Origin of the sequence: Streptomyces sp. HUAS TT11, from assembly GCF_051553595.1 — a bacterium.
Lineage (GTDB): Bacteria > Actinomycetota > Actinomycetes > Streptomycetales > Streptomycetaceae > Streptomyces.
On record NZ_CP196184.1, the window covers coordinates 1,143,357 to 1,164,951 of the forward strand.

Sequence of the window (21,595 nt, forward strand, 5' to 3'; positions counted from 1 at the left end):
TCCACCAGCCTCGGCCGTAGGGTGAGGGAGCAGATGAGCGTCGGGAGGAGGGCGAGCGTCGGCAGGGCGAACATCGCGCCCCCCCGGGGGCTTCGCTTCCGCCGCGCGTGTCGGCCCGTGAGGCCTGACCGCTCGGGCGCGAACGGGAGGAGCCGTCGGCGCTTCACCGCGCCGCGGGAGGTGGCGGTGCGAGTGCCCCGGTGACGGCGTGGATGCCTCGGGCCACCGCGAGACGGGCGGCCCCGGCGACCGTGCCGCTCTCTCCGGCCTCGCAGCCGGCCACCTCGGTGGGCAGTCCCAGGCGGTCGAGTTCGGCCCGGACGCCGGGCAGCAACTGCGGGTTGGCGCCGATGCCGCCGCCGAGAACGATCAGGCCGGGGTCCAGTACGGCGGTGACCGCGGCGGCGAGACGGCCCACCTCGCGGGCGTGCTCGTCGACGAAGGAACGGGCCTTGGCGTGTCCCCCGGATGCGAGCGCGAAGAGTTCGACGGCGTCGTGCGGTTCCGGGCCGTCGGCGGCGGTCCAGGCGGCGGTGACGCGTCGGACCAGGGAGCCGGCTCCGGCGTACTCCTCCAGGCCCTCCGGGACCGGCTCGTGTCCCGAGCCCCACGGATAGGGAAGGCGGGCGATCTCCCCGGCCGCGCCGGCCGCCCCGCGCAGCACCCGGCCCCCGGCCACGATGCCGAGCCCGATGCCGTGGCCGACCTGGAGATAGCAGAAGATGTCGCGGCCGCGGGCCGCACCCTCGTGGAGTTCGGCAAGGGCGGCGCAGTTGACGTTGTTCTCGATCCGGACGGGAACGCCGGCCGGCAGGCCGAGCGTGTCCACGGCGGTGGCGACGGCCGGGGTCGCGGGGCAGGGACCCGAGCCGCCGGTGTCCCTGGCGATGTCCGGGACGGCCACGACGGCGGCCCGCACCGGGCCTGGTGACAGTGCGTCGAGGACCGCGCGCACGGTGTCCGCGGGCCGCGGGTCACCGTAGGTGGTGCGGGCGGCGAGGACGGTGCCGTCGAGTGCGCAACCGCGGACGGCGGTGCGGGTGGAGCCGAGATCGACAGCGAGAACGGTGCCCGCGGCCGGGCCGAGGCGGTAGACGGCGGCCGAGCGTCCGGTCGCTCCGTGCGCGGTGCCGGACCGGGCGGCGAGGCGGGTGCCTTCCAGCTCCGCGACGGCGGAGGACACCGTCGGCTTGGACAGGCCCGCCAGGTGGGCCAGTTGGGGTCGGGTCGCGCGGCCGGCCCCGGCCAGCACGGCGAACACCGCGCCCGCGCTGGCACTCGGCCGAGGACCTGCCGCAACGTCGTGCTCCACGATTCCCTCGCAGGTCGCGGCCGCGCTCCCGGGGACGCTGGTCCGCGGAAGGACGGCGACGGATCTCGGGTCCGGCGCGTCTCGGGCCGCGGCCCGCTCCGACGGCGCAGTGCGCGGCCCGTCTTGACGCACCCTACTCGGTTAGTTAATTTCCTGACGAAATCAGGGTACTCACCTGCCGTGTTCCGCCGGAAGCCCGTACCGGGGCACTCGACATCCCCGACTCCCGTTCGCCCGGGTGCGGTTCGCCCACCGCCCGTAGCACGGCGCGACGATCGAAAGAGGATCCGTGCAGGACTCCATACCCCTTGTGGTCGGCATCGACGTGGGCGGCACCAAGACGCATCTCCGCGCCCTGACGGGGAGCGGATCCGTCGCCGATCACGTCCGTCCGAGCAGTGGCTGGCGGCCGCACGAGCCGGCAGTGGCAGCCGACTGGCTGACCGCACTGATCCAGGAGGCCCTGCCGCACGGCGCCCCTCCCTCGGCCGTCGCCGTCGGCGGGCACGCCTGCGAGACGCCACGCCAGTGCGAGCACATACGCGCCGCCCTTCACCAACGGCTGGGCGTACCCGTGTCGGTGGTGGGCGATGCCGAACTCCTCGTGCCCGCGGCAGGCCTCGACAAAGGCGTCGGCCTCGTCGCCGGCACCGGTTCGGTGGCCGTGGGCAGGCTCTGCGACGGCACAGCCGTCCAGGTCGGGGGCTGGGGCGCGGTCCTCGGTGACGAGGGCGGTTCGGCCGGTCTCGTACGGGAGGCCGCACGGGCCGTCTGGGCGGCACACGACTGCGGTGAGGCACCGGACGAGCTGGCGCTGCGGCTGATCGCCGCGTTCGGAGTGAGCGAGGTACCCGCGCTCGGCGCGGCGTTGGAGGGTGCGTCGGACGTCTCCGCGGAGTGGGGTCGGCATGCGCCCGCCGTGTTCGCGGCCGCGGAGGCCGGTTCGCGCCTAGCCGCGGAAGTGATCGCCGAGGGCGGCCGAGCGCTCGCCGCGCTCGTCGTGCGGCTCGCCGAACGCGGGGTCCCGGTCGACGACGTCGTCGTCGCGGGCAGCACCGTCCTGGCCCAGCCCATGCTGTACGGCGCCTTCACCGCCTCGCTCCGGACCGTGCTTCCCGGGGCCCGGCCAAGGCCGCTGGACGTCGCTCCGGTCGACGGCGCGGTGGCACTGGCCCGTTCGATCCTGTGACCGGGACGCCGCCGGGCGCCTCGCGGTGCTGCCGGAATCCCCGCCCCGGGAGGACAGGCGTGTCGCGTCGGGGGAAATGCGACACGCCGTCCTCCCGGGGGGCACGGAGCCGTACGGCTCAGGGTGAGCGGCCACCGTACGCGCACCGTGCCCACTGCCGCACCCGCTACAGCGTGGTGCGGGTCTCGAGGTCGCGCCGGGTGTCGTTGCCGTACACCCCCGTCTCGTCGCCGCGGATGCCGTACCAGAGCTGGAAGCGGGCGACGGCAGCGGTGAGCGCGGCGTCGTAGCGGCCGTCGATCGCGCCGCGGGCGTAGACGTCGGGGATCCGCGACAGGCGCTTCTGCAGTTCGGTCACGTCCGGTCCGCTGTCGCCCTCGCGCAGTGTGCCGGGTCCGTCGGGGTCGGTGCCCCGCTGCCGGTCGGAGGCGGTGGCGGGCGCACTCGGCGGCATGGCCGCCTGCTGCCGCGGCGCACCGCCGTTCTGTGGGCCCGGGAGGAGCAGGGCGGCACCGAAGCCGATGAGGGCGGCCGCGGTCACCCCGACCACGACCGCGGCGCGGCGCAGGGTGAGACCGTCGTCGGACGCCACCCGGCCGCCGACGGACGGCAGCTGCTGCGTGGCGTCCTCGGCGGTGGGCGGCGCGACATGGACGACGACGGGTTCGTGGACCGGCTCCGGCGCGCGGGACTCGCCCTCCCGCAACTCCCGCACCAGTTCGGCGAGCGCTTCGGTGCGACGGCGGCGCACGATGTGGGTGGGTTCCAGCACCGGGCGCTTCGGTGGCTGCCCCGGCTCGGTCGGTGTCGACACACTGCTCTCCTTCCGTGCGCACTGTCCCCTGCCGTCCCCGGAGAGTGATACGTGGCCGCCCGCCGCGCGGTTCACCGTCCGGTTCCGGGATCGCCACTGATCGTGGCGCCTGGGAGGGGCGGCTGATGCCGGAGGTCATGTCGTGACCTCCGTGCTGGTCCTTGGGGCGTCCTCCTCGGGGCGCCGCGTCAGGACTCCTCTCCCACCCGGACGGTCCATCTCGCGCCACTCCGGCCGCAGTCCGGCCAGGTTCGTGGTGAGGAAGTACACGGCCCCGCAGGCCAGTAGCACCGGCGCAAGCCCGACGGAGACCACCGCAGCTCCGGCGATCAGTCCACCGACAGGGATGCCCGCCCATGCCAATGAGTCACCGAGCGCGTTGACCCGGCCCAGCATCCGGCGCGGCACCCGTTCGAGGAGGACGGCCCCGATCACCGGGTTGATGAAGCCCGCGCCGAATCCACTGACGGCAAAGACGGCCAGAACCGCTCCCAGCGGGACGTCGAAGGCGAGGATCAGGAATCTCGGCGCCCCGGCCAGCAGGAACCCGGTGAAGAACACGACTCTGCGCCGCAGCTGGTGCGAGGCCAACGCGGCGATCAGGCTTCCGGCCACTGCCGCGATCCCCATCGCGCTGCCCATGAGGCCGATCGCAGACGGCCCGTTGCCGGACTCCTTGGCCCAGACAGGCATGAGAACCGTCATGAACGCCGCGTCGAGCAGGTTGGTGATCCCCACCATGACGGCGACGGTGAGCAGCAGCGGCTCGGTGCGCAGAAAGGTGAAGCCTTCACCGAAGCGCTTCCAGTAGCCCGCTTTCGTCTCTCCGGCCTGTGACGAATCGCCCTCGGCAGGCCTTCCCACCCGGCGCGGCAGGGCCAGTGCGATGATCACGGATCCGAGAGCGAAGCAGCCTGCGTTGACGACAAGACCCGTCAAGGGGCCGAGCAGTGCCACCAGGGATCCGCCGGCCGCCGGACCGACGGTGGAGGCGAGCCGCTCGGTCACTCCGGACAGCCCGGTGGCCCGCTGCAGTGGCACCCCGCCGCGCTCGGCCGCTTCCGGGACCATGACTTCCTTGGCCAGGTCGCCGGGTCCGCGGGCGGCGCCGATCACCGCGACCAGGGCCAGCAGGAGCGGAAAGGACAGCAGATGCACGGCGTGGAAGAGGGGGACGGCCGCGGCGGCGGTTGCGCTGGCGAGGTCCGTGGTCCAGGAAACGGTCCGTGGGCCGACCCGGTCCACCAGTGGTCCGGAGAGTGCCTTGACCACCACGTAGGGAGCCATCTCGAAGAAGGCGACCAGTCCGGTCCGGGTGGCGCTGCCGGTCGTGACCAGTACGAACCAGGGCAGCGCGACCGCCGACACCCGCGTACCGGTCAGCGACACGGCCATGGCCGCCAGCACTCCGCCCAGCGGCCGTAAGGACCGCCTGTCGGATATGCCGTTGGCGCTCCGGGGGCCCTCCGTCACGACGTCTCCGTTCCTGTCACGGTCTCAGGGTCGGTGTGCACCTCCGGCGTGGTGGGCGCGTCCAGTTCCGGCAGGAGGTGCGTGACGACGCCGACCCGCTCGGCTCCCTCCGGGGCACTCGCTGCCGCCTCGGGCGTATCTCTCCGGTAACGGGCGATGACGGCCCCCAACTCCTGCCGCAGGGCGTCGGCCTCTTCGGGCGTCAGCCGCAGGGCCCAGTCGCTCATATGGAAGGTGTCCCGCCACGCACGGGGCATCGTCTGCAACTCGTTCAGCGTCTGCTGAGTGCGCAAGGTGTAAGTGGCGGCGACGGACTGCAGGAAGGCCAGCGTGGCCTCGGGCTCTCGATCGGCCAGCTCCCGGTCGTTGAACTCCGTCGTCCGGTGCACCGAACGCCACCAGCGCTCGCGCGCGTTGCCGCGCTCGGCGTCCTCCTCGACAAAACCGGCCGCTCCGAGCTGGCGCAGGTGATAGCTGGCCGTCCCGGAGTTCACGCCCAGCCGCTCCGCGAGGCGGGTGGCTGTCGACGGGCCGTACTTCCGCAGCAGGCCCACCAGCTGCACGCGCACCGGATGCGCCATGGCGCGCAGCCCCTTGGCGTCCAGAACGACCGAGTCCTCTTCAACGTTCGGGCTCTCGGGCCTCTTCACCGCATCGGTCACCCCGCAAGGCTAGACCGCATAGACTTCTTCGCAAAGAGGTCTTCGCGAAGAAGTCTTTGCGGTTTGTTCGCTCGCGAGGTTCCACTGCTCATCCGCCCACAGGTGGCGACCCGCGGCCGGAACGGCGCCTGAGCATGCGCGAGAAACGGCGTCAAGAAGTCGGCGCGCTCGAGAACCCGGGACACTCCGTTTTCTGTACGATCTCGCGGGTGCAGACGGCTTCGGACGGCGACACCGCCGATCTACTCGCCCCACTCCCCACCGCGCAGGGCGCGTTCGCCGGGTATTCCCGGGTCCCGGCTCGGGGACAGTTGCCCTCACTCGATCGGCCCGACCGCTCGATTCAGGACCTCGTCGCCATCGTCTCCGGCCCACGAGTGCGCGGCATCGGCTTCACCTGGCCGCACGAGGCACTCGGCACCACCAACCCGGGCGGACGTCTGCACGCCCGGGACCCGCGCGCTCGCCCGGAGATCACCCTCACCTCGATCGCCCGGCTCATCGGTGTCCACCGCGACACGATCCACACGTACACACCCGGACCGAAACGCGGCCGGGCCACGCTCGGCGAGACGACGAGTACGCCCCCTCGGCCCCGCTCCGCGCAGTCGGCGGACTGATCGACCGCTACCGCTCAGTTCCGTTCCGACACGCCGCAAGGCCGTACCGGACCGTCAGGGAGAAGGGCATCCCTCATGTGGCATGCGATCGGGCACGCGTTGTCCATCACCGGCTCGATGACCTGGGAGATCGCCTGGGCGCTGGTCCTCGGGTTCACCCTGTCCGCCGTGGTGCAGGCGCTGGTGCGCCGGTCGACGATCGTCCGGCTGCTGGGAGACGACCGGCCGCGGACACTCGCTCTGGCCTCGGGCCTCGGTGTGGCCTCCTCCTCCTGCTCGTACGCGGCGGTGGCCCTCGCGCGCTCGCTGTTCCGCAAAGGGGCGAACTTCACGGCGGCGATGGCGTTCGAGATCGCCTCGACCAATCTGGTGATCGAACTGGGCGTGATTCTCGCCTTGCTGATGGGATGGCAGTTCACCCTGGCGGAGTTCGTCGGCGGGCCTTTGATGATCGTGATCCTCGCCGTCCTGTTCCGTGTTCTGCTGCGCGAGCGACTGCTGCGTGAGGCCCGCGAGCAGGCCGAGCGCGGGCGGGCGGGATCGATGGAGGGGCACGCGGCGATGGACATGTCGGTGGGGGGCGAAGGCGGCTTCCTCCGGCGGCTGCTCACCGGCAAGGGCCTGACGTCCGTGGCGCACATCTTCGTCATGGAGTGGGCCGCGATCCTGCGGGACCTGGTGGTCGGCCTGCTGATCGCGGGCGCGATCGCCGCCTGGGTGCCGGACGACTTCTGGCGCACGTTCTTCCTGTCCGACCACCCGCTCGCGGCCAGGCTGGTCGGGCCGCTGGTCGGGCCGCTGGTGGCGATCGCCGCCTTCGTGTGCTCCATCGGGAACGTCCCGCTGGCGGTGGTGCTGTGGAAGGGGGGCATCAGCTTCGGCGGCGTGATCGCCTTCGTCTACGCGGATCTGCTGATCCTGCCCATCCTCAACATCTACCGGAAGTACTACGGCGTGCGCATGGCCGGGTTCCTCCTGGCCACCTTCTATGTCGCGATGATGGTCGCCGGATACGTGGTGGAGTTCGCCTTCGGCGGACTCGGACTGGTCCCCGACCGGTCCGACGCCAGAATCCCCCACGAGGGCCCCACCTGGAACTACACGACCTGGCTCAACATCGTGTTCCTGCTGCTGGCCGCGGCGCTGACCGTACGCTTCGTGCGCACCGGCGGCCCCGCCATGCTGCGGATGATGGGCGGCACACCCGACGGTGGTGCACACCACGGGCACGGCGCGAGCCGAAGCGGCCACCACTGATCGGCAGCGCACCGCAGAGGACGCCGCAAGGAAATCGCGGCGTGGACGCACGGAAGGATCACCTGCCGCCTTTCCCCCCGCACGGCCGAACCTCGATGATGGGACGATGAGACGACGGGCACACCCGGACGAGAACTGGGCCACACAGCCTGACCCCCTTCTGGCCCTCGCCCGGAAGGACTTGGCGTTCTACGGCCGGCAGCGTGATCGCGCGAGGCGGGAACACTACGCCACGGAGATCGGAGCCCTAGCGGCGACGTCGTCCACGGTCGTCGCGGCCGGACTGCACGCACCGGCCTGGCTGACCGCCCTCATCGCCGGCAGCGCGGTCTTCTTCACCGGTATGCGCCAGCTGTTCAACCCGGCGCCGCGCTGGGTGCTCGCATCGCAGTCCGACCAGACTCTGCGCAGGTCCCTCGATCGCTATCTGCTGCTCCCCGAGGCGGAGCGCGACACGGCGGCTCGGACGGCGTTGCGCACGGCGATCGAGGAGGTGGGCGAGAACGAGCTGCGCGAGTGGGCCGAGTCGCAGCGTGGTTCGGCACCGCCCGCCCCGACCGTCGGGGCCTGATCGGCGGCCGACCCGCCCCCCTCGTCCGACGCACGCCGCACACTTGACGGCTCGTCATCCGCGCACCATGCAGGGCCGTTTGCCGTCGAAGGTCCAGTCCTCGATCAGATACCGCATGCCCACGGCGTCGTCGCGGTCCGACAGGTCCATGCTGCGGTAGAGGTCGTGGGCGGCCAGGAGCCGGTCCCGGTCGAGCCGGACACCGAGCCCGGGGGCGTCCGGTACGGCGATCTCGCCGCCGCTGATCCGCGGCGGGGCCGTGGTGAGGCGCTCCAGTCCCTCCTGCCAGATCCAGTGGGTGTCCAGCGCGTTGTACTCGCCGGGAGCCGCGGCGCCGCAGTGGGCCATCATGGCGAGGGAGATGTCGAAGTGGTTGTTCGAGTGGCATCCCCAGGTCAGCCCCATGGTGTGGCACAGCTGGGCCACCCTCACCGACCCCTGCATCGTCCAGAAGTGCGGGTCTGCGAGCGGGATGTCGACGGACTGGAGCGCCAGCGCATGGGTGAGCTGGCGCCAGTCCGTCGCGATCATGTTGGTGGCCGTGGGCAGCCCGGTGGCCCGCCGGAACTCCGCCAGGATCTCCCGGCCGGAATAGCCCTCCTCCGCACCGCACGGGTCCTCGGCGTAGGCGAGGGTGCCGACGAGGGGCCGGCACAGCTCGACGGCCTCACGCAGGGACCACGCCCCGTTCGGGTCGAGGGTGATCCGGGCCTGCGGGAAACGCTCCTTGAGTGCGCGCACCGCACGGACCTCCTCCTCCCCCGGCAGGACTCCGCCCTTGAGTTTGAAATCGCTGAATCCGTAACGGTCGTAGGTGGCCTCGGCCTGCCGGACGATCGCTTCGGGGGTGAGCGCCTCCTCGTGGCGGATCCGGTACCAGTCCACGCTCGCGTCGGGTTCGCGGACGTAGTCCAGGTCGGTGCGGTCGGGATCGCCCACATAGAAGAGGTAGCCGAGGACGCGGACCGAGTCGCGCTGCTTTCCGTCGCCCAGCAGAGCGGCGACGGGCACCTCGAGATGCTGCCCGAGGAGGTCCAGGAGCGCCGACTCGACGGCGGTGACCGCGTGCACGGTCGTGCGCAGGTCGAAGGTCTGCTCGCCCCGGCCTCCTGAGTCCCGTCCCGCGAACCTCTCCCCCATCTCGCGCAGGACGCGCTTGTGATCGCCCAGGCGGGCACCGACGACGAGCGGTCCGGCCTCACGCAGGGTCCGGGTGATCTTCTCCCCGCCCGGCACCTCGCCGAGTCCCGTCCGCCCCTCGGAGTCCTCCAGGACGACGACGTTGCGGGTGAAGTAGGGGCCATGGGCTCCGGAGAGGTTGAGCGCCATGGAATCCCGGCCTGCGACCGGATACACGGAGAAGGAGGTGATGGTGGGCTGGCTCATGGACGGGACTCCTCGGAACGGTGGCAGGGGTCGGCGGCGGTCCGTATGTGTCAGGCGTCGAGGATGTCCGGGATCGACTCCGCGGCCAGGACGCTGCCCGGTCCGGGGACCGCGAGGACCAGGGCCGCGTCCGTGAACGCCATCCCCCTATGAAGATAGCGTCTACACATGGAGATGGAAGGCCGGGGTGACGGACAGCCATGGTCAAGGGGTGGATGTGCGCCGACGACTACGACCCCGCGTCCGCGCGCGACGCGAATCATCGTCCGACCGGTCGGGGGTTCCGTCACCGGCAGGAGGGGCGCGAGACGCACGGGAGGACGGCGCGGGCGCGGTGCGTCCGGGAACGGAGCACCGCGCCCGGCCCGCCGGGGTGTTGTCCGCTCGCCGCCGTCCCGGCGGCGAGCGGGTCACGCCGAGAGCGTGACCCGGATGCCCACCGTCCCCTCCCGGCCCCGGCGCAGCCGGCTGCCGAGCAGGGTGAGACGGCCGAGGACCCCGTACTTGCGCCCGATGAGGTCCCGATAGCGGGCCGCGGTGGCCGGATCACCGATCTCGGCGGTGGCCGCGACCTGATCACCCGTCGGATTGCCGCGCACGTCGCAGGGGCCGACCAGGACTTCGGCGCGGGCCCGGATCCGCTTGACCTTCCAGGAGTCACCGACGGTCCAGACGCCGAGCGCATCGCCGTCGCGCACCACCCACACCGGGGTGGCGACCGCCGTTCCGTTCTTGCGGTAGCTGGTGACCAGCAGATACTTGCCGGTTGCGAGCCGGTCCAGCGTGGCTTCGTCCATGGGGGCAGTCTAGGCACGGGGTGCTGCCGTGCGCAGGGCGCCGGCACGGACGTACGTCCGTGCCGGCGCCCTGGAGCCCGAGAGGTCCGTCAGGACAACTGGCCGTCGTAGTCGGGGAGCTTGAAGGTGCGCTCGGCGTGTCCGCCGACCAGGTCGGAGGCATTGTTGCCGACGTTCGCGATGATCGAGTAGCCGAGGGCCTCGATCGCGGCGCGCTTGCCCGTCTTGTACTCGCTGACCTCGTCGAACAGGTCGGGCAGATCACGCACGTACAGACCGTCGACCGGGTAGCCCACGGCCTTGAGGTTCCACTTGGTCTCGGACGCGATGATGCCGGGGCGCGCGGTGACGAAGAAGACGGAGACACCACGGGACTTGGCGTACTTCGCCAGCTCCAGGGAGGGCCTCACCGCGAGGGTGGGCAGCTGGTACCAGGGGTGGAAGTCCGTCTCCAGCGTGGTGTTGTCGATGTCGAAGACGATGGCCGTCCTCTGCCCGGCGGTGTTCGCCGTGCGCTGCTGGACGTACAGCACCGCCTGGTCGACGACCGCCTTCACGTCCGCCTGCCAGGTGGCGTAGTCGACCTCGGAAGCCCGCGCCGCCGCCGCGCTCACAGCGATCCGCGCGGGCGCGGCGGAGGCCGCATGCGCCGCCGTGACCGTGCCACCGAGGCCCAGCGCCACGACCACCGAGACCGCACCGATCCGGCGTCCCACACCCGGTCTTGTCATGCCCGTCCCTTCTCCAGGGTCCAACTCGCGCCAAAACGGGGACAGTTCCTCGACCGTCGCCGCTGCTCGCCATGTTCACGTCCAAGGATGGACGACAGACGACCGAAAAGTTACTCCCCGGTAGACAGTTACTCGCGAGTAGACACAACCGTGCCGCGTGCAGCTCGCCGACTTCCTCGCCGGGATCGCCGGAAAGATCACCTCGGACGAACTGAACGAGCGCAACGATCCGGGGCTCACCGCGCTGCCGCGGCCGTACGGTGGACGGCGACTCGCTGTGGAGCGACGAAACCAGCGGTGACTCACTGCTGCCGTCCTCTGCGTCACCGACGGGGTGACTCGCACCGGTCGTCGGTGAACTCCCGTGCCCCGGCCCACGTATGTAGTGAGGGCGCTCGCCGACCGGAGCGCTCCGCGGTGGTCACGCCGTGCCGTTCGGGGTTCGGGAGCCATGGATGAGGCATGCACGACGACGGATCGTCCGGCGGGGGGCACGCATCGCCGCCCTCGGCGGAGTGCTCCTGGGAGGCCTGATGGTCACCCAGGCCCTGGCCGTCGAACCGTCCGGCGCGCCGGACCCCGGCGGCGCGTCCGCGCAGGGCACCTCCCGGACGGCTGCCGGACTGATGTCGCAGCTCGGCATGGCGCGCACCGCGGGCAGTTGGATCGGTCCCGACGGGAAACCGGTCGTCGCCGTGACCGACAGGGCCGCGGCCGGCCGGGTCACGGCCGCCGGAGCCCGGGCCAAGATGGTGCGGCACAGCATGGATCAGCTCAAATCGGCCACCATGGCGCTGAGTTCGGCGCCGAGGGTGTCCGGTACCGCCTGGGCCGTGGACTACCGGTCCAACCAGGTGGTGGTGCAGGGTGACAGCTCCGTCTCCGCCTCCGACTGGTCCCGGATGACCCGGCTCGCCCACGACACGGGCGACTTCGTCCGCATGGAGCGCACGGAGGGCAGGTTCACCACCCGGGTGAACGGCGCCCAGCCGGTCATCTCGGCCACGGGCCGGTGTTCGGCCGGGTACAACGTGACCGACGGGCAGAGCGAGTTCATCCTCACCGCCGGGCACTGCGGCCCCGGTGGCACACTCTGGTTCTCCGACAGCACGGGCCGTACGGTGGTGGGACGGACGGTGACGTCGGAGTTCCCCGGCTCGGGCGACTTCTCACTCATCCGGTACGAGAACGGTCAGGAGACACCCGGCGCGAACGTCGTGGCCATCGGCGGCGGGCGCGGGGTGCGCATCGCGGGGACCGGGGATCCGGTCGTCGGGCAGCGGGTCTTTCGCAGCGGCAGCACCACGGGCCTGCACGACGGCCAGGTCACCGCGCTCAACGCGACGGTGAACTACCCCGAGGGCACGGTCACCGGCCTCATCCAGACCACGGTCTGTGCCGAACCGGGAGACAGCGGGGGCCCGTTGTTCTCCGAGGGCATCGCGCTCGGGGTGACATCGGGCGGCAGCGGGGACTGCCGGTCGGGCGGCACGACGTTCTTCCAGCCGCTCACGACGGCGATGTCGGCACTCGGGGTGCGGCTCACCGGGCAGTCACAGGCTTCGGGGAGCGCGACCAACCAGGCGCCCGCCGTCCCCGCGCCGTCCACTTCGGCCGCGCAGGGTGCGGCCGCAGCCCCCGGTGCGGGGGCGCCGGGGTCCGCGGCACCGGGCGCGGTCCAGGAGGTCGGCACCAAGGGCGGCTTCGTGACGCGGCTCACCGACGTGCGCAACGTAGGCCCGGGGCTGCTGGTCATCGCGGGCAGTCTGGTCGCCCTGGTCGCCACCCGCTACATCCGTACGGAACACGAGCGCAACGCCTACCGCCGGGCCTACTCCGGCACCTGGGGCTGAGCGGGAGAGAGGCGGGCGGTCCCGGGCCGCCCTGCCGGTCGGCGCGGGGACGGCGCGCGGTGAGCGCCGTCAGGCCTTCACGCCGCCTGGGTGGGGTCCGGGGAGACCGTCGCCCATTCCATGACGAGCCGCTGGTACTCCCGCCGCTCGTCCATGTTCAGCATTCCGCCGCTGCGGAACCACAGGGCCCGGATCTCCTCGTTGACCTCGTCGGCGGAGCGTTCCGCTGCGGGTTCAGGAGTAGTGGGCATGGCGTGAAGCATACGGGGCCCGACGTGAAGGCGCTGTGAGCAATCAGGCACCTCCCGGCATTCCGGACCGTGAAGCTGATCACTCCGTGCGCGTCCGGCCCGGCCGTCCCGGGGACGGCCGGGCCGGGGCCGTGTCAGGTGCCCGGCTTGCGGCCGTACACGAAGACGTCGTCGCCGGACTTGAGCAGCGACCAGTACTTCTTGGCGTCGGTCTTCGTCATGTTGACGCAGCCGTGCGACCCGGGCGGGTTCCACATGCTCAGGCCGACGGAGTGGAAGGCCTGGCCGCCGTCGAAGAACTGGCTGTAGGGCATGGCCACGTTGTACAGGCTCGACACGTGGTCGATGTCACGCCAGTAGATCTTCTTCAGACCGGTTCGGGTCTCGTAGCCGTTGCGGCCCGTGCGGACCGGGACCGGACCGTACACGAGCCGGCTGCCGTCCTGGATCCAGCTGAGCTGGAGCGTGAGGTTCACGCAGGCGATACGGCCCTTGTTGACCGGGCACTTCCCGTCCTTGTTGGGATGCTTGCCCACGGCCTTCTGCTTGTTCATCAGGTCCATCACCCCCCAGGTGACGGGGCCCGCGTAGCCGATGGTCGGGGTAATGCCGTGCTTCTTCTGAAAGGCCTGGATCGCCTTGCAGTCGGCGGCGGACTGCTTGCCGTCGACCGGCCGGCCGAGGAACTTCTCGACCTGCTTCTGGTACGGCCCCTTCTGCGTGGTGCAGCTCGCCGCGTCGGCAGGCGCGGTGCCGAGTGCGAGCGTGAGCGGGGTCACCAACGCGGTGACCCCCAGTGCGACGGCACCCCGTCGGCGTATGTCCCCCATGGCGGTCTTCCATCCTCGTCTGCGCGCCTGCGTACGGCGCGTTCCAGCGTGCCTGCCAGATAGACAGGCAACGGGGCTCGCTGGTTGTAGGACGGGGGGCTCTGCGACGAAACGGTGACATTCCGCCGTCCAGGGACGTTCCGCCGGAATCCGCCGGAGACGGACCGCGGGGCCGGGGCGCACGGAGGCGCGCCCGCGTGGAGCGCCGTGCTCGCCCGGCCCGGGGTGAGCTGGACCGGCTCCTCGATCACGGATCCGTGACAGGGATGCAGACCACGATGCGTGCTCCCGGATCGTTGTCCTCGATCCGGATCCGCCCGTGGTGCGCGGCTACCAGGTCGTGCACGATGGCGAGGCCGAGGCCGCTGCCTCCGGTGTCCCGGGCGCGGGCCGAGTCCAGGCGCGTGAACCGGTCGAAGACGCGGCAGCGGTCGGCCACCGGGATCCCGGGCCCGTCGTCGGCCACGGACAGGCACGCCTGTCCGTCCCGGACCCGCAGGCTCACGTCGATGCGTGCGGCGGCGTGACGAAGTGCGTTGTCCAGCAGGTTGCGTACGACCCTGGCGAGGGCGTCGCCGTCGCCGCACACGCGGGCCGCGCCGACGGCGCGCTGGTCGACGACGAGCGGTGTGCGCAGGCGCGCGTGGCGTACTTCACGGAAGACGACCTCGTCCAGGTCCACCGGATGTCTGCGCAGCCGCGGCCGGGCGTCGAGACGGGCCAGCCGCAGCAGGTTGTCGACGAGCCGGGACAGCCGTTCGCTCTCCTCGACCAGGGCCGGACCGCGGGCGTTCCAGTCCGCCGAGGCCGGATGCCGGACGGCCACCTCGAGCTGGGTGTGCAGGCTGCTCAGCGGACTGCGCAACTCGTGTGCGGCGTCCGCGACGAACCCGCGCTGCTGCCGGGCCGAGTCGTCCAGCCGGGCGAGAAGGTCGTTGAGGGTCCGGGCCAGCCGCCCCAGAGCGTCGTCGGCCGGCGGGACGTCCAGCCGGCGGCCCAGGTCGCCGGCGGTGATCTCCGCCGTCTGGGCGCGCAGGTCCTCCACGGGCCGCAACGCCCGCCCGGTCAGCATCCAGACCACCCCGGTGAGCAGGGCGACGGCCGGCGGCACGGAGATGGCCAGCCCCACCGTGAGCAGGGCCAGGTTGTGGTGCACTGCCGCGGTCGGCACCGCCACGTACACCGTCGCCCGGTCGCTGCCGCCGCCCGCCGCGAGACCCACGGCCCGCCAGCTGCCGTCGCCCTTCAACGGCAGATCGCGCACGCTGTGGGCCACGGGCGTGCCGGAGGTGGTCGGAGCGAAGGAGAACAGGGCGGGTTGGCCCGCCAGATTCGCCGAACTGGCCCGCACCCCGCCGCCGCATCCCACGACCTGGACGGCGGTGTCACCGTTGCCCGTGGCCGGAACGATGTGGGGCAGACTGCCGCTGTCGGCGTTCGCCGCGATGACCTGGGCCTGCTGGAGTGCGGCCTGGTCGAGCCCGCTCAGCAGGCTCATCCGCAGCCACACCGCGAGCAGACAGGCCGCGCCGACGAGTGCTGCCGCGATCATCAGAGCCGCCGCGGCGGTCAGTCTGAGCCGCAGGGAGCGACGGGCCCAGCACACCGGAACACGGACGCGCACCCCGTCACCTCCCGGTGCCGCTCAGCCGGTAGCCCGCGCCGCGCACGGTCTCGATCGTCCTGCGGCCGAAGGGAGCGTCGATCTTGCGCCGCAGATAGCCGACGTAGACCTCGACGATGTTGGTGTCGCCGTCGAAGTCCTCCTCCCACACGTGATCGAGGATGTCGGTCTTGCTGACCACCTCGTCGGGGTGCCGGAGCAGGAATTCCAGCAGGGTGAACTCCCGGGCGGTCAGGGTGATCTCACGGCCCGCCCGGTGGCAGCGGTGGCCCGCCGGGTCCAGTGCGAGGTCGCCGGCCGCGAGCACGGCGGGCCGGGCGGGCGCACCTCGGCGCAGCAGCGCCCGCAGATGGGCGACCAGCACCACAAAGGAGAAGGGCTTGCTCAGATAGTCGTCGGCGCCGAGGTCGAGGGCGTCCGCCTCGTCGTACTCGCCGTCCTTCGCGGTCAGGACGAGGACGGGGGTCCACACGTCGGCCGCTCGCAGCCGCTTCAGCACCTCGTAACCGGACATACCCGGCAGCATGAGATCCAGGACGATCACGTCGTACGGCTCGTGCACGGCCCGCCAGAGCCCCTCGACGCCGTCGTACACGACGTCGGCGACGAAGCCCTCCTCGGCGAGCCCATGATCGATCGCCTCGGCGAGCCCCCGTTCGTCCTCGATCACCAGCACTCGCACGAACCGACCTCCCCTCCACCCTACGAAGAGGTCATCGACGCCGCGCGCCGACGGGCCGCGGCCCTGTGCGGGCGAGGGCGGCGCCGAGGGCGCGGGTTCTCTCAGGCTCCTCTCAGCGGCGCTGCAGCAGGCTTGAGCCGACGGAAGCACGAGGGCTTCCGCGCCTGTCAGAGAAGGAGAGACCCGATGACGAACATCCGACGCAGGGTCGCACTGATCGCCGGCACGATGCTGCTGGCCGGCGCGGCGAGCAGTGGGGTCGCCCTGGCGAGCACCCCGACGGCGGCGCCCACCACGGCCGGGACGGCCTGGGCCCACCACGGAGGGCACGGAGGCTATGGCGGCCACGGCCACCACGGCGGCTACGGCCACCACGGCGGCCATCGCGGCTACGGCCGGTAGCACCGCACCGATTCGTCGCCCGGTGCCGGTTCGCGCCGTACGGCGCGAACCGGCACCCGCACGTCAGGCCGCCCGTCGGGACCGGCCCCGGTGATCACGCACGATGTCCGCGTACAGGTGCCCGGTGCCCTTGATCGTGCGGACCTGCGAGCGGTAGTCGACGTGGACGAGGCCGAAGCGCTTGTCGTAGCCGTACGCCCACTCGAAGTTGTCCAGCAGCGACCACGCGAAGTAGCCGGCCAGCGGGGCGCCCTTGCCGGCCGCCGACGCGCAGGCGGCGAGATGCTGCACCAGGTAGTCCTGGCGCTCGGGGTCGTCCACGGTGCCGTCGGGGCGCACGACGTCGGGGAAGGAGGAGCCGTTCTCGGTGACGTACAGCCTGCGCGCGCCGTACTCCTCGGTGAGGCGCAGCAGCAGCGTCTCGATGCCGCTCGCATCGATCTCCCAGTCCATACCGGTGCGCGGCACACCGTCCAGGCGCACCGAGCGTGCGTGCGGGACCGGCCCGTCCGGGTCGTCCGCGACGGTGGCCGGGAAGTAGTAGTTGAGCCCCAGCCAGTCCAGCGGTGCGGCGATCGTCTCCAGGTCGCCCGGGCGCTCGGGGAGCTCGACGCCGTAGACCTCCCGCATGTCCGCGGGGAATCCCCGGCCGTGGACGGGGTCGAGCCACCAGCGGTTGACATGGCCGTCCATCCGGCGCGCGGCGGCCTCGTCCTCCGGGCTGTCGGTGGCGGCGTGCACGGTCGAGAGGTTGTTGACGATGCCGATCGCCGCGTCCGGTACGGCCGCGCGGATGGCAGCGGCGGCCAGGCCATGGCCGAGGAGCAGGTGGTACGAGGCACGGACCGCGGCGGTCAGATCCGTCAGGCCCGGGGCCATCAGTCCCTCGAGGTGGCCGATCCAGGCCGAGCACAGCGGCTCGTTGAGCGTCGTCCAGTGGGTGACCCGGTCGCCGAGACGTTCCGCGACCGCCGAGGCGTACGCGGCGAAGTGCTCGGCGGTGTCCCGCTCGGGCCAGCCGCCGCGGTCCTGGAGCACCTGCGGCAGGTCCCAGTGGTACAGGGTGACGGAGGGGGTGATGCCCGCCTCCAGCAGGCCGTCGATCAACTCGTCGTAGAAGGCCAGGCCCTTGGCGTTCACCGGGCCGTCGCCGCCCGGGACGACCCGGGGCCAGGCCACGGACAGCCGGTAGGCGTTGGTGCCGAGCTGCTTCATCAACCCGACGTCCTCGCGCCAGCGGTGGTAGTGGTCGCAGGCGACGTCGCCGTTGTCGTCACCCGCGATCTTTCCCGGAGTGTGCGAGAACGTGTCCCAGATCGAAGGCGAACGGCCGTCCTCGGCGACGGCCCCCTCGATCTGGTACGCCGATGTGGCCGTGCCCCACAGGAAGTCGTGAGGGAGCGCGGCGAGGTCGATGCGTTCGGACACAGAAGCCCTTTCAGGAATAGGCATGTCGGTCACTTCACGGCTCCGGCGGTGAGCCCGGTGACCAGGTAGCGCTGCAGCAGCAGGAAGCCCGCGACCACGGGCACGCTCACGACGAGCGAGGCGGCCATGATCTGGTTCCAGTAGACGTCGTTCAGCGTGGAGTAGCCCTGGAGCCCGACGGCGAGGGTGCGGGTGGTGTCGTTGGTCATCACCGAGGCGAAGAGCACCTCGCCCCAGGCGGTCATGAAGGCGTAGACGGCGACCGCCACGATGCCGGGGATCGCGGCCGGCACGACGATCCGGAAGAGCGCCCCGAGCGGCCCGCAGCCGTCCACCAGCGCCGCCTCGTCGAGATCACGCGGCACCGAGTCGAAGTACCCGATGAGCATCCAGATCGAGAAGGGCAGCGAGAAGGTGAGATACGTCAGGATCAGCCCGCCGCGGGAGCCGAACAGCGCGATTCCGGTGGCGTTGCCGATGTTGACGTAGAGCAGGAAGAGCGGGAGCAGGAAGAGGATGCCGGGGAACATCTGGGTGGACAGCACAGTGACTGTGAACACGCGCTTGCCGCGGAAGTTGTAGCGGCTGACCGCGTACGCGGAGAACACCGCGATGATGACCGAGCAGATCGTCGCCGCACCGGCCACGACCAGCGAGTTCACAAAGTACCGGGCCAGCGGGACCGTCGACCAGATGTCGATGTAGGGGCGGAAGGTGAGGCCGCTCGGCAGCCACCGGAACTTCCCCGTGACGTCCGCCAGCGGCTTCAGCGAGCTGGAGATCATCACATAGACCGGCACCAGTACGAAGACCGTGAGCAGCGTGAGGAAGATCCCCCGGGACCACAGGAAGGACCTGGGCGGGGCCATCGGCGAACGCGGTGTCCGCGAGGTGACCGGCGGCTGCGGCGCCCTGGTGGTGCTAGACATCGGCCGTCTTCCTTCCCCGGGAGGTGAGCAGCAGGTAGACGCCCGTCACGACGAGCAGGAACAGCAGCAGCAGGACGGACATGGCGGAGCCGGTGCCGAAGTTCCAGGTGACGAACGAGGCCTGGTAGATGTGGACCGAGATGAGGTCCGCGGCCTCCGGTGCGGCCTTGCCGAACAGGACGTACGGCGTGTTGAAGTCGTTGAACGTCCACAGGAACAGCACCAGGATCAGCACCTGGTTGACCGGGCGCAGCGACGGCAGGGTGATGCGGCGGATCTGCTGCCACATTCCGGCACCGTCGAGGGCGGCGGCCTCGTACAGCTCCCTGGGGATGTTCTGCAGGCCGGCCATGACGATGAGGAAGGCGAACGGCCAGCCCTTCCACACCGACACCACGAGCAGCGCGACGAAGCTGTTGTCGCCGATGAGCCAGAAGGACGGCTTGTCGGTGAGGTGCAGCTGGTCGTGCAGGACGTGGTTCACCAGGCCGTTGTCGTGCTGGAACATGAACACCCAGGTGATGACGGCCGCGTACACGGGCAGCGCGTACGGGATCAGGAAGAGTGCGCGCAGCAGACCCCGGCCGCGGAAGGTGTCCTGCATGTAGACGGCGGCGGCCGTGCCGATCAGCCAGCACAGGCCCACCGAGAGCAGGGTGAAGCCGACGGTGACCAGGAACGAGTGGAGCAGCGCCTGGCCCACGGGGGCGTTGAAGTCCAGCGAGATCTTGTAGTTGTCGAAGCCGGACCAGGGCGCGGTGCCCCAGTCGCGGATGTAGAACTGCGTGAGCTCCTTGAAACTCATCACGATGCCGATCACCATCGGCACCAGGTGGACCAGGAGTTCGAGCAGCAGGGCGGGCAGGAGCAACAGGTAGGGCAGTCCGATGCGGCGAATCCGCCCGGTGCGGCGCGGGCCGCGCGCCGCACCGGGGGAGTTCTTGCGCACGGTCCGCTCGCCGGTGTCGGTCGAGGCGGTCGTGGTGGTCATGATGGTGCCCGTGCTCACTTCGTCGGCATCTGCTGCTGGGCCTTCTCGAGCTTGGCCTTCACCGACTCCGTGGTCACCGGCCGTCCGGCTGCGGCGTCGGAGAACAGTTCCTTGACGGCCGTACCGACCGCCGTCTCGAACTGGGACTCGTCGGCGACCTGCGGGAGCGCCGAGGCGCTCGTGGCGAGGGTGTCCTTCAGCACGGCGTTGGACGGCGAGGTGAACGCGGGGTCCTCCTGTGCGGCCTTGACCGGCGGGATGGAGCTGTAGGCCGTGTTGAGGACCTTCTGCTCCTCGTCACTGGTCATGAACTTCACGAACTTCGTGGCCCCGTCGAGGTTGTGGCTGTTCTTGAAGACGGCCAGGTTGATGCCCGCGACCATCGAGTTGACCTGGTTGCCGGTACCGGGGGTGCCGGACTGCACGGGGACCGGGGCGATGCCGTACTGGTCCTCGCTCATGCCCTGCGACTTGAGGTTGGCGGCCGCGGACTGCCACAGCAGCATCGCCTGCTTGCCCTTGGCGAAGTCGCTCACCGACTGGTTCTGCGCGTACTCCGCGTTGCCCGTCGGGATGACCTTGTCCTTGGCCATCAGATCGACGTACTGCTTGACCGCCGCCACCACACCGTCGCTGGTGAAGTCGGCCTTGCCGTCCGGGGTGAAGAAGTCGGCGCCGTGCTGCTTGCCGAAGACGAAGACGTGGTGGATGTTCTCCGACAGGTTCGCGCCCTCGGCGCCGAGCACCGACTTGCCCTTCGCGGAGATCTTCTTGCCGTCGGCGATCAGCTCGTCCCAGGTGACCGGCGGCTTGGCGATACCGGCGTCGGCGAAGATCTGCTTGTTGTAGTAGAGCGCGTACGCCATCGAGTACAGCGGTACGGCGGCCGGGTCCTTGCCCTCGGCTCCGGTCGAGCCGAGCGCCGAGTCGACGAAGCGGTCCTTGCCGCCGATCTTCTCGAAGTTCTTTGCGTCCCACGGCAGCAGCGCGCCCGTGGCCTGCAGGGAGGCACTCCAGGTGTTGCCGATGTTCAGCACGTCGGGGCCCTGACCGGAGGTGGTCGCGGTCAGGATCCGGTTCAGCAGGTCCGACCAGGGGACAACCTCCAGCTTGACCTTGATTCCAGTCTGCTTCTCGAACTTGTCGAGCTCGGGCTGGAGGACCTTCTTGTCGACCTCGATGCTGGCGCCCTGGTTGGAGGCCCAGTAGGTCAGTGTCTTGGGCGAGTCGTTCGACCCTCCGCCCGTTGACGAACCGCCTCCGCAGGCCGAGGCGGCAAGGGCGAGAGACATGGTGACGGCGCCGACGGCCGCGGCTCGGATGCTGCGCATGGCTCCTGGTGTCCCTTTCCGGGAGTCGTGTACGCCGATGAAGGCTCCGGACGACACACGTTCGACTTCCGAAACCCTCACGGCTTAATTTAGGACGTGAGTTAAACCCCGCGCGAAACCCACGTCAAGGGATCCGGCAGGGGTTAATCGCCGGCGGGCCGCGGCACGGGCGGCCAGGTGGGCGCGGTTCGACCGCCACAGGGCATGTGACCTGCGACGGAGGGCGGAGCCCGGCGTACTGCAACGGTTGGGTCTCGACGGGGCGACGGTCCACGGTCCGAGCCGCCGCCGTGGCTCGACCGGGAGGGTCGCCCGGCGGGAACACGTCGGCAACCTCTGACGGAACTCCGACCGTCGCTCGTGGCGCTGCTTTCAAGCTGCTGAGGCAGCTCCCGGACCGGGCGGCGACCCCGGCCCCACATCGTTCACTTCATGAACCCGCCTGCCCGCGGCGGACGTCGG

22 protein-coding genes are annotated in these 21,595 nt (G+C 70.9%); 7 read left to right on the forward strand and 15 right to left on the reverse strand.

From position 1 onward, the window contains the following. Positions 1 to 163 precede the first annotated feature (163 nt). A complete protein-coding gene (locus tag ACSHXN_RS05385; protein ID WP_356110400.1) occupies positions 164 to 1,312 on the reverse strand; it encodes an ROK family protein in 1,149 nt (382 codons plus the stop codon). Positions 1,313 to 1,601: 289 nt separating this feature from the next. Here ACSHXN_RS05385 and ACSHXN_RS05390 point away from each other — a divergent pair, with 289 nt between their 5' ends. Next, positions 1,602 to 2,501, forward strand: coding sequence for an N-acetylglucosamine kinase (locus tag ACSHXN_RS05390; protein ID WP_438302737.1), 900 nt, complete (start codon positions 1,602 to 1,604; stop codon positions 2,499 to 2,501). Between the two features lie 166 nt (positions 2,502 to 2,667). Here ACSHXN_RS05390 and ACSHXN_RS05395 read toward each other — a convergent pair whose 3' ends face one another. From ACSHXN_RS05395 to ACSHXN_RS05405, 3 genes are all read right to left on the reverse strand, one after another. Then, positions 2,668 to 3,315 (reverse strand): peptidoglycan-binding domain-containing protein, encoded by a 648-nt coding sequence (locus ACSHXN_RS05395; RefSeq protein ID WP_355138207.1) that lies wholly within the window; start codon positions 3,313 to 3,315, stop codon positions 2,668 to 2,670. Between the two features lie 135 nt (positions 3,316 to 3,450). Next, complete coding sequence (locus ACSHXN_RS05400; RefSeq protein WP_438302738.1) at positions 3,451 to 4,788, reverse strand: MFS transporter; 1,338 nt, start codon at positions 4,786 to 4,788, stop codon at positions 3,451 to 3,453. Next, the gene (locus ACSHXN_RS05405; RefSeq protein WP_355138203.1) at positions 4,785 to 5,450 is read right to left on the reverse strand and encodes an ArsR/SmtB family transcription factor; all 666 of its coding nucleotides are present in this window, start codon (positions 5,448 to 5,450) and stop codon (positions 4,785 to 4,787) included. The genes ACSHXN_RS05400 and ACSHXN_RS05405 overlap by 4 nt, the downstream gene beginning before the upstream one ends. Positions 5,451 to 5,659: 209 nt before the next feature. Between ACSHXN_RS05405 and ACSHXN_RS05410 the strand changes: the two genes are divergently transcribed. From ACSHXN_RS05410 to ACSHXN_RS05420, 3 genes are all read left to right on the forward strand, one after another. Then, positions 5,660 to 6,070, forward strand: a complete 411-nt coding sequence (locus tag ACSHXN_RS05410) for a hypothetical protein (RefSeq protein WP_438302739.1) — start codon at positions 5,660 to 5,662, stop codon at positions 6,068 to 6,070. A gap of 75 nt (positions 6,071 to 6,145) precedes the next feature. Next, positions 6,146 to 7,327: a permease gene (locus ACSHXN_RS05415; protein ID WP_438302740.1), complete on the forward strand. Its 1,182-nt coding sequence runs from the start codon at positions 6,146 to 6,148 to the stop codon at positions 7,325 to 7,327. A 106-nt stretch (positions 7,328 to 7,433) separates the two neighbouring features. Then, entirely contained in the window at positions 7,434 to 7,898 is a 465-nt protein-coding gene (locus ACSHXN_RS05420; RefSeq protein WP_355138197.1) for an SLATT domain-containing protein, read from the forward strand. 54 nt (positions 7,899 to 7,952) lie between these two features. Here the strand turns inward: ACSHXN_RS05420 and ACSHXN_RS05425 are convergent, their stop codons facing one another. The 3 genes from ACSHXN_RS05425 to ACSHXN_RS05435 all read right to left on the reverse strand — a co-directional run bounded on the left by ACSHXN_RS05425 (position 7,953) and on the right by ACSHXN_RS05435 (position 10,812). Continuing rightward, positions 7,953 to 9,284, reverse strand: a complete 1,332-nt coding sequence (locus ACSHXN_RS05425) for an enolase C-terminal domain-like protein (protein ID WP_438302741.1) — start codon at positions 9,282 to 9,284, stop codon at positions 7,953 to 7,955. Between the two features lie 410 nt (positions 9,285 to 9,694). Next, the gene (locus tag ACSHXN_RS05430) at positions 9,695 to 10,081 is read right to left on the reverse strand and encodes a PPOX class F420-dependent oxidoreductase (protein ID WP_355138193.1); all 387 of its coding nucleotides are present in this window, start codon (positions 10,079 to 10,081) and stop codon (positions 9,695 to 9,697) included. 89 nt (positions 10,082 to 10,170) lie between these two features. Continuing rightward, the gene (locus ACSHXN_RS05435) at positions 10,171 to 10,812 is read right to left on the reverse strand and encodes an HAD family acid phosphatase (protein WP_438302742.1); all 642 of its coding nucleotides are present in this window, start codon (positions 10,810 to 10,812) and stop codon (positions 10,171 to 10,173) included. Positions 10,813 to 10,969: 157 nt separating this feature from the next. On the opposite strand from ACSHXN_RS05435, the gene ACSHXN_RS05440 reads away from it, so the two are divergent. Together ACSHXN_RS05440 and ACSHXN_RS05445 are read left to right on the forward strand one after the other, a co-directional pair. Further along, positions 10,970 to 11,113: a hypothetical protein gene (locus tag ACSHXN_RS05440; RefSeq protein WP_438302743.1), complete on the forward strand. Its 144-nt coding sequence runs from the start codon at positions 10,970 to 10,972 to the stop codon at positions 11,111 to 11,113. Positions 11,114 to 11,267: 154 nt separating this feature from the next. Beyond that, positions 11,268 to 12,665, forward strand: coding sequence for a S1 family peptidase (locus ACSHXN_RS05445; RefSeq protein ID WP_355140904.1), 1,398 nt, complete (start codon positions 11,268 to 11,270; stop codon positions 12,663 to 12,665). Positions 12,666 to 12,742: 77 nt separating this feature from the next. On the opposite strand, the gene ACSHXN_RS05450 is transcribed toward ACSHXN_RS05445, so the two are convergent. The 4 genes from ACSHXN_RS05450 to ACSHXN_RS05465 form a co-directional block, all read right to left on the reverse strand. After that, positions 12,743 to 12,928 carry a hypothetical protein gene (locus tag ACSHXN_RS05450; RefSeq protein WP_355140906.1) on the reverse strand — a complete coding sequence of 62 codons (186 nt, stop codon included), beginning with the start codon at positions 12,926 to 12,928 and terminating at the stop codon, positions 12,743 to 12,745. Positions 12,929 to 13,050: 122 nt separating this feature from the next. Continuing rightward, on the reverse strand, positions 13,051 to 13,746 hold the full coding sequence (locus ACSHXN_RS05455; protein ID WP_355140908.1) for a L,D-transpeptidase family protein: 696 nt from the start codon (positions 13,744 to 13,746) through the stop codon (positions 13,051 to 13,053). Between the two features lie 247 nt (positions 13,747 to 13,993). Continuing rightward, the gene (locus tag ACSHXN_RS05460; RefSeq protein WP_438302744.1) at positions 13,994 to 15,370 is read right to left on the reverse strand and encodes a HAMP domain-containing sensor histidine kinase; all 1,377 of its coding nucleotides are present in this window, start codon (positions 15,368 to 15,370) and stop codon (positions 13,994 to 13,996) included. A 4-nt stretch (positions 15,371 to 15,374) separates the two neighbouring features. Beyond that, a complete protein-coding gene (locus ACSHXN_RS05465; protein ID WP_355806271.1) occupies positions 15,375 to 16,052 on the reverse strand; it encodes a response regulator transcription factor in 678 nt (225 codons plus the stop codon). A gap of 186 nt (positions 16,053 to 16,238) precedes the next feature. On the opposite strand from ACSHXN_RS05465, the gene ACSHXN_RS05470 reads away from it, so the two are divergent. After that, positions 16,239 to 16,454, forward strand: a complete 216-nt coding sequence (locus tag ACSHXN_RS05470; protein ID WP_355140914.1) for a hypothetical protein — start codon at positions 16,239 to 16,241, stop codon at positions 16,452 to 16,454. Between the two features lie 63 nt (positions 16,455 to 16,517). Here the strand turns inward: ACSHXN_RS05470 and ACSHXN_RS05475 are convergent, their stop codons facing one another. Genes ACSHXN_RS05475 through ACSHXN_RS05490 form a run of 4 tightly spaced genes read right to left on the reverse strand, consistent with a single transcriptional unit; the run spans position 16,518 to position 21,133 of the window. Next, a complete protein-coding gene (locus ACSHXN_RS05475; RefSeq protein ID WP_355140916.1) occupies positions 16,518 to 17,906 on the reverse strand; it encodes a GH1 family beta-glucosidase in 1,389 nt (462 codons plus the stop codon). Positions 17,907 to 17,911: 5 nt separating this feature from the next. Beyond that, positions 17,912 to 18,811 carry a carbohydrate ABC transporter permease gene (locus ACSHXN_RS05480; RefSeq protein WP_355140918.1) on the reverse strand — a complete coding sequence of 300 codons (900 nt, stop codon included), beginning with the start codon at positions 18,809 to 18,811 and terminating at the stop codon, positions 17,912 to 17,914. After that, positions 18,804 to 19,802 (reverse strand): carbohydrate ABC transporter permease, encoded by a 999-nt coding sequence (locus ACSHXN_RS05485; RefSeq protein ID WP_355140920.1) that lies wholly within the window; start codon positions 19,800 to 19,802, stop codon positions 18,804 to 18,806. Before ACSHXN_RS05485 ends, ACSHXN_RS05480 begins: the two co-directional genes overlap by 8 nt. Before the next feature lie 14 nt (positions 19,803 to 19,816). Beyond that, on the reverse strand, positions 19,817 to 21,133 hold the full coding sequence (locus ACSHXN_RS05490) for an ABC transporter substrate-binding protein (protein ID WP_355140922.1): 1,317 nt from the start codon (positions 21,131 to 21,133) through the stop codon (positions 19,817 to 19,819). Positions 21,134 to 21,595: the final 462 nt, after the last annotated feature.

Bases quoted from the DNA above. Each gene is read 5' to 3' on its own strand.
- ACSHXN_RS05450 (WP_355140906.1), bottom strand. From the start codon at position 12,928: ATGCTTCACGCCATGCCCACTACTCCTGAACCCGCAGCGGAACGCTCC.
- ACSHXN_RS05490 (WP_355140922.1), bottom strand. From the start codon at position 21,133: ATGCGCAGCATCCGAGCCGCGGCCGTCGGCGCCGTCACCATGTCTCTC.
- ACSHXN_RS05455 (WP_355140908.1), bottom strand. From the start codon at position 13,746: ATGGGGGACATACGCCGACGGGGTGCCGTCGCACTGGGGGTCACCGCG.
- ACSHXN_RS05415 (WP_438302740.1), top strand. From the start codon at position 6,146: ATGTGGCATGCGATCGGGCACGCGTTGTCCATCACCGGCTCGATGACC.
- ACSHXN_RS05435 (WP_438302742.1), bottom strand. From the start codon at position 10,812: ATGACAAGACCGGGTGTGGGACGCCGGATCGGTGCGGTCTCGGTGGTC.
- ACSHXN_RS05475 (WP_355140916.1), bottom strand. From the start codon at position 17,906: ATGCCTATTCCTGAAAGGGCTTCTGTGTCCGAACGCATCGACCTCGCC.
- ACSHXN_RS05425 (WP_438302741.1), bottom strand. From the start codon at position 9,284: ATGAGCCAGCCCACCATCACCTCCTTCTCCGTGTATCCGGTCGCAGGC.
- ACSHXN_RS05445 (WP_355140904.1), top strand. From the start codon at position 11,268: ATGAGGCATGCACGACGACGGATCGTCCGGCGGGGGGCACGCATCGCC.
- ACSHXN_RS05470 (WP_355140914.1), top strand. From the start codon at position 16,239: ATGACGAACATCCGACGCAGGGTCGCACTGATCGCCGGCACGATGCTG.
- ACSHXN_RS05485 (WP_355140920.1), bottom strand. From the start codon at position 19,802: ATGACCACCACGACCGCCTCGACCGACACCGGCGAGCGGACCGTGCGC.
- ACSHXN_RS05420 (WP_355138197.1), top strand. From the start codon at position 7,434: ATGAGACGACGGGCACACCCGGACGAGAACTGGGCCACACAGCCTGAC.
- ACSHXN_RS05430 (WP_355138193.1), bottom strand. From the start codon at position 10,081: ATGGACGAAGCCACGCTGGACCGGCTCGCAACCGGCAAGTATCTGCTG.
- ACSHXN_RS05480 (WP_355140918.1), bottom strand. From the start codon at position 18,811: ATGTCTAGCACCACCAGGGCGCCGCAGCCGCCGGTCACCTCGCGGACA.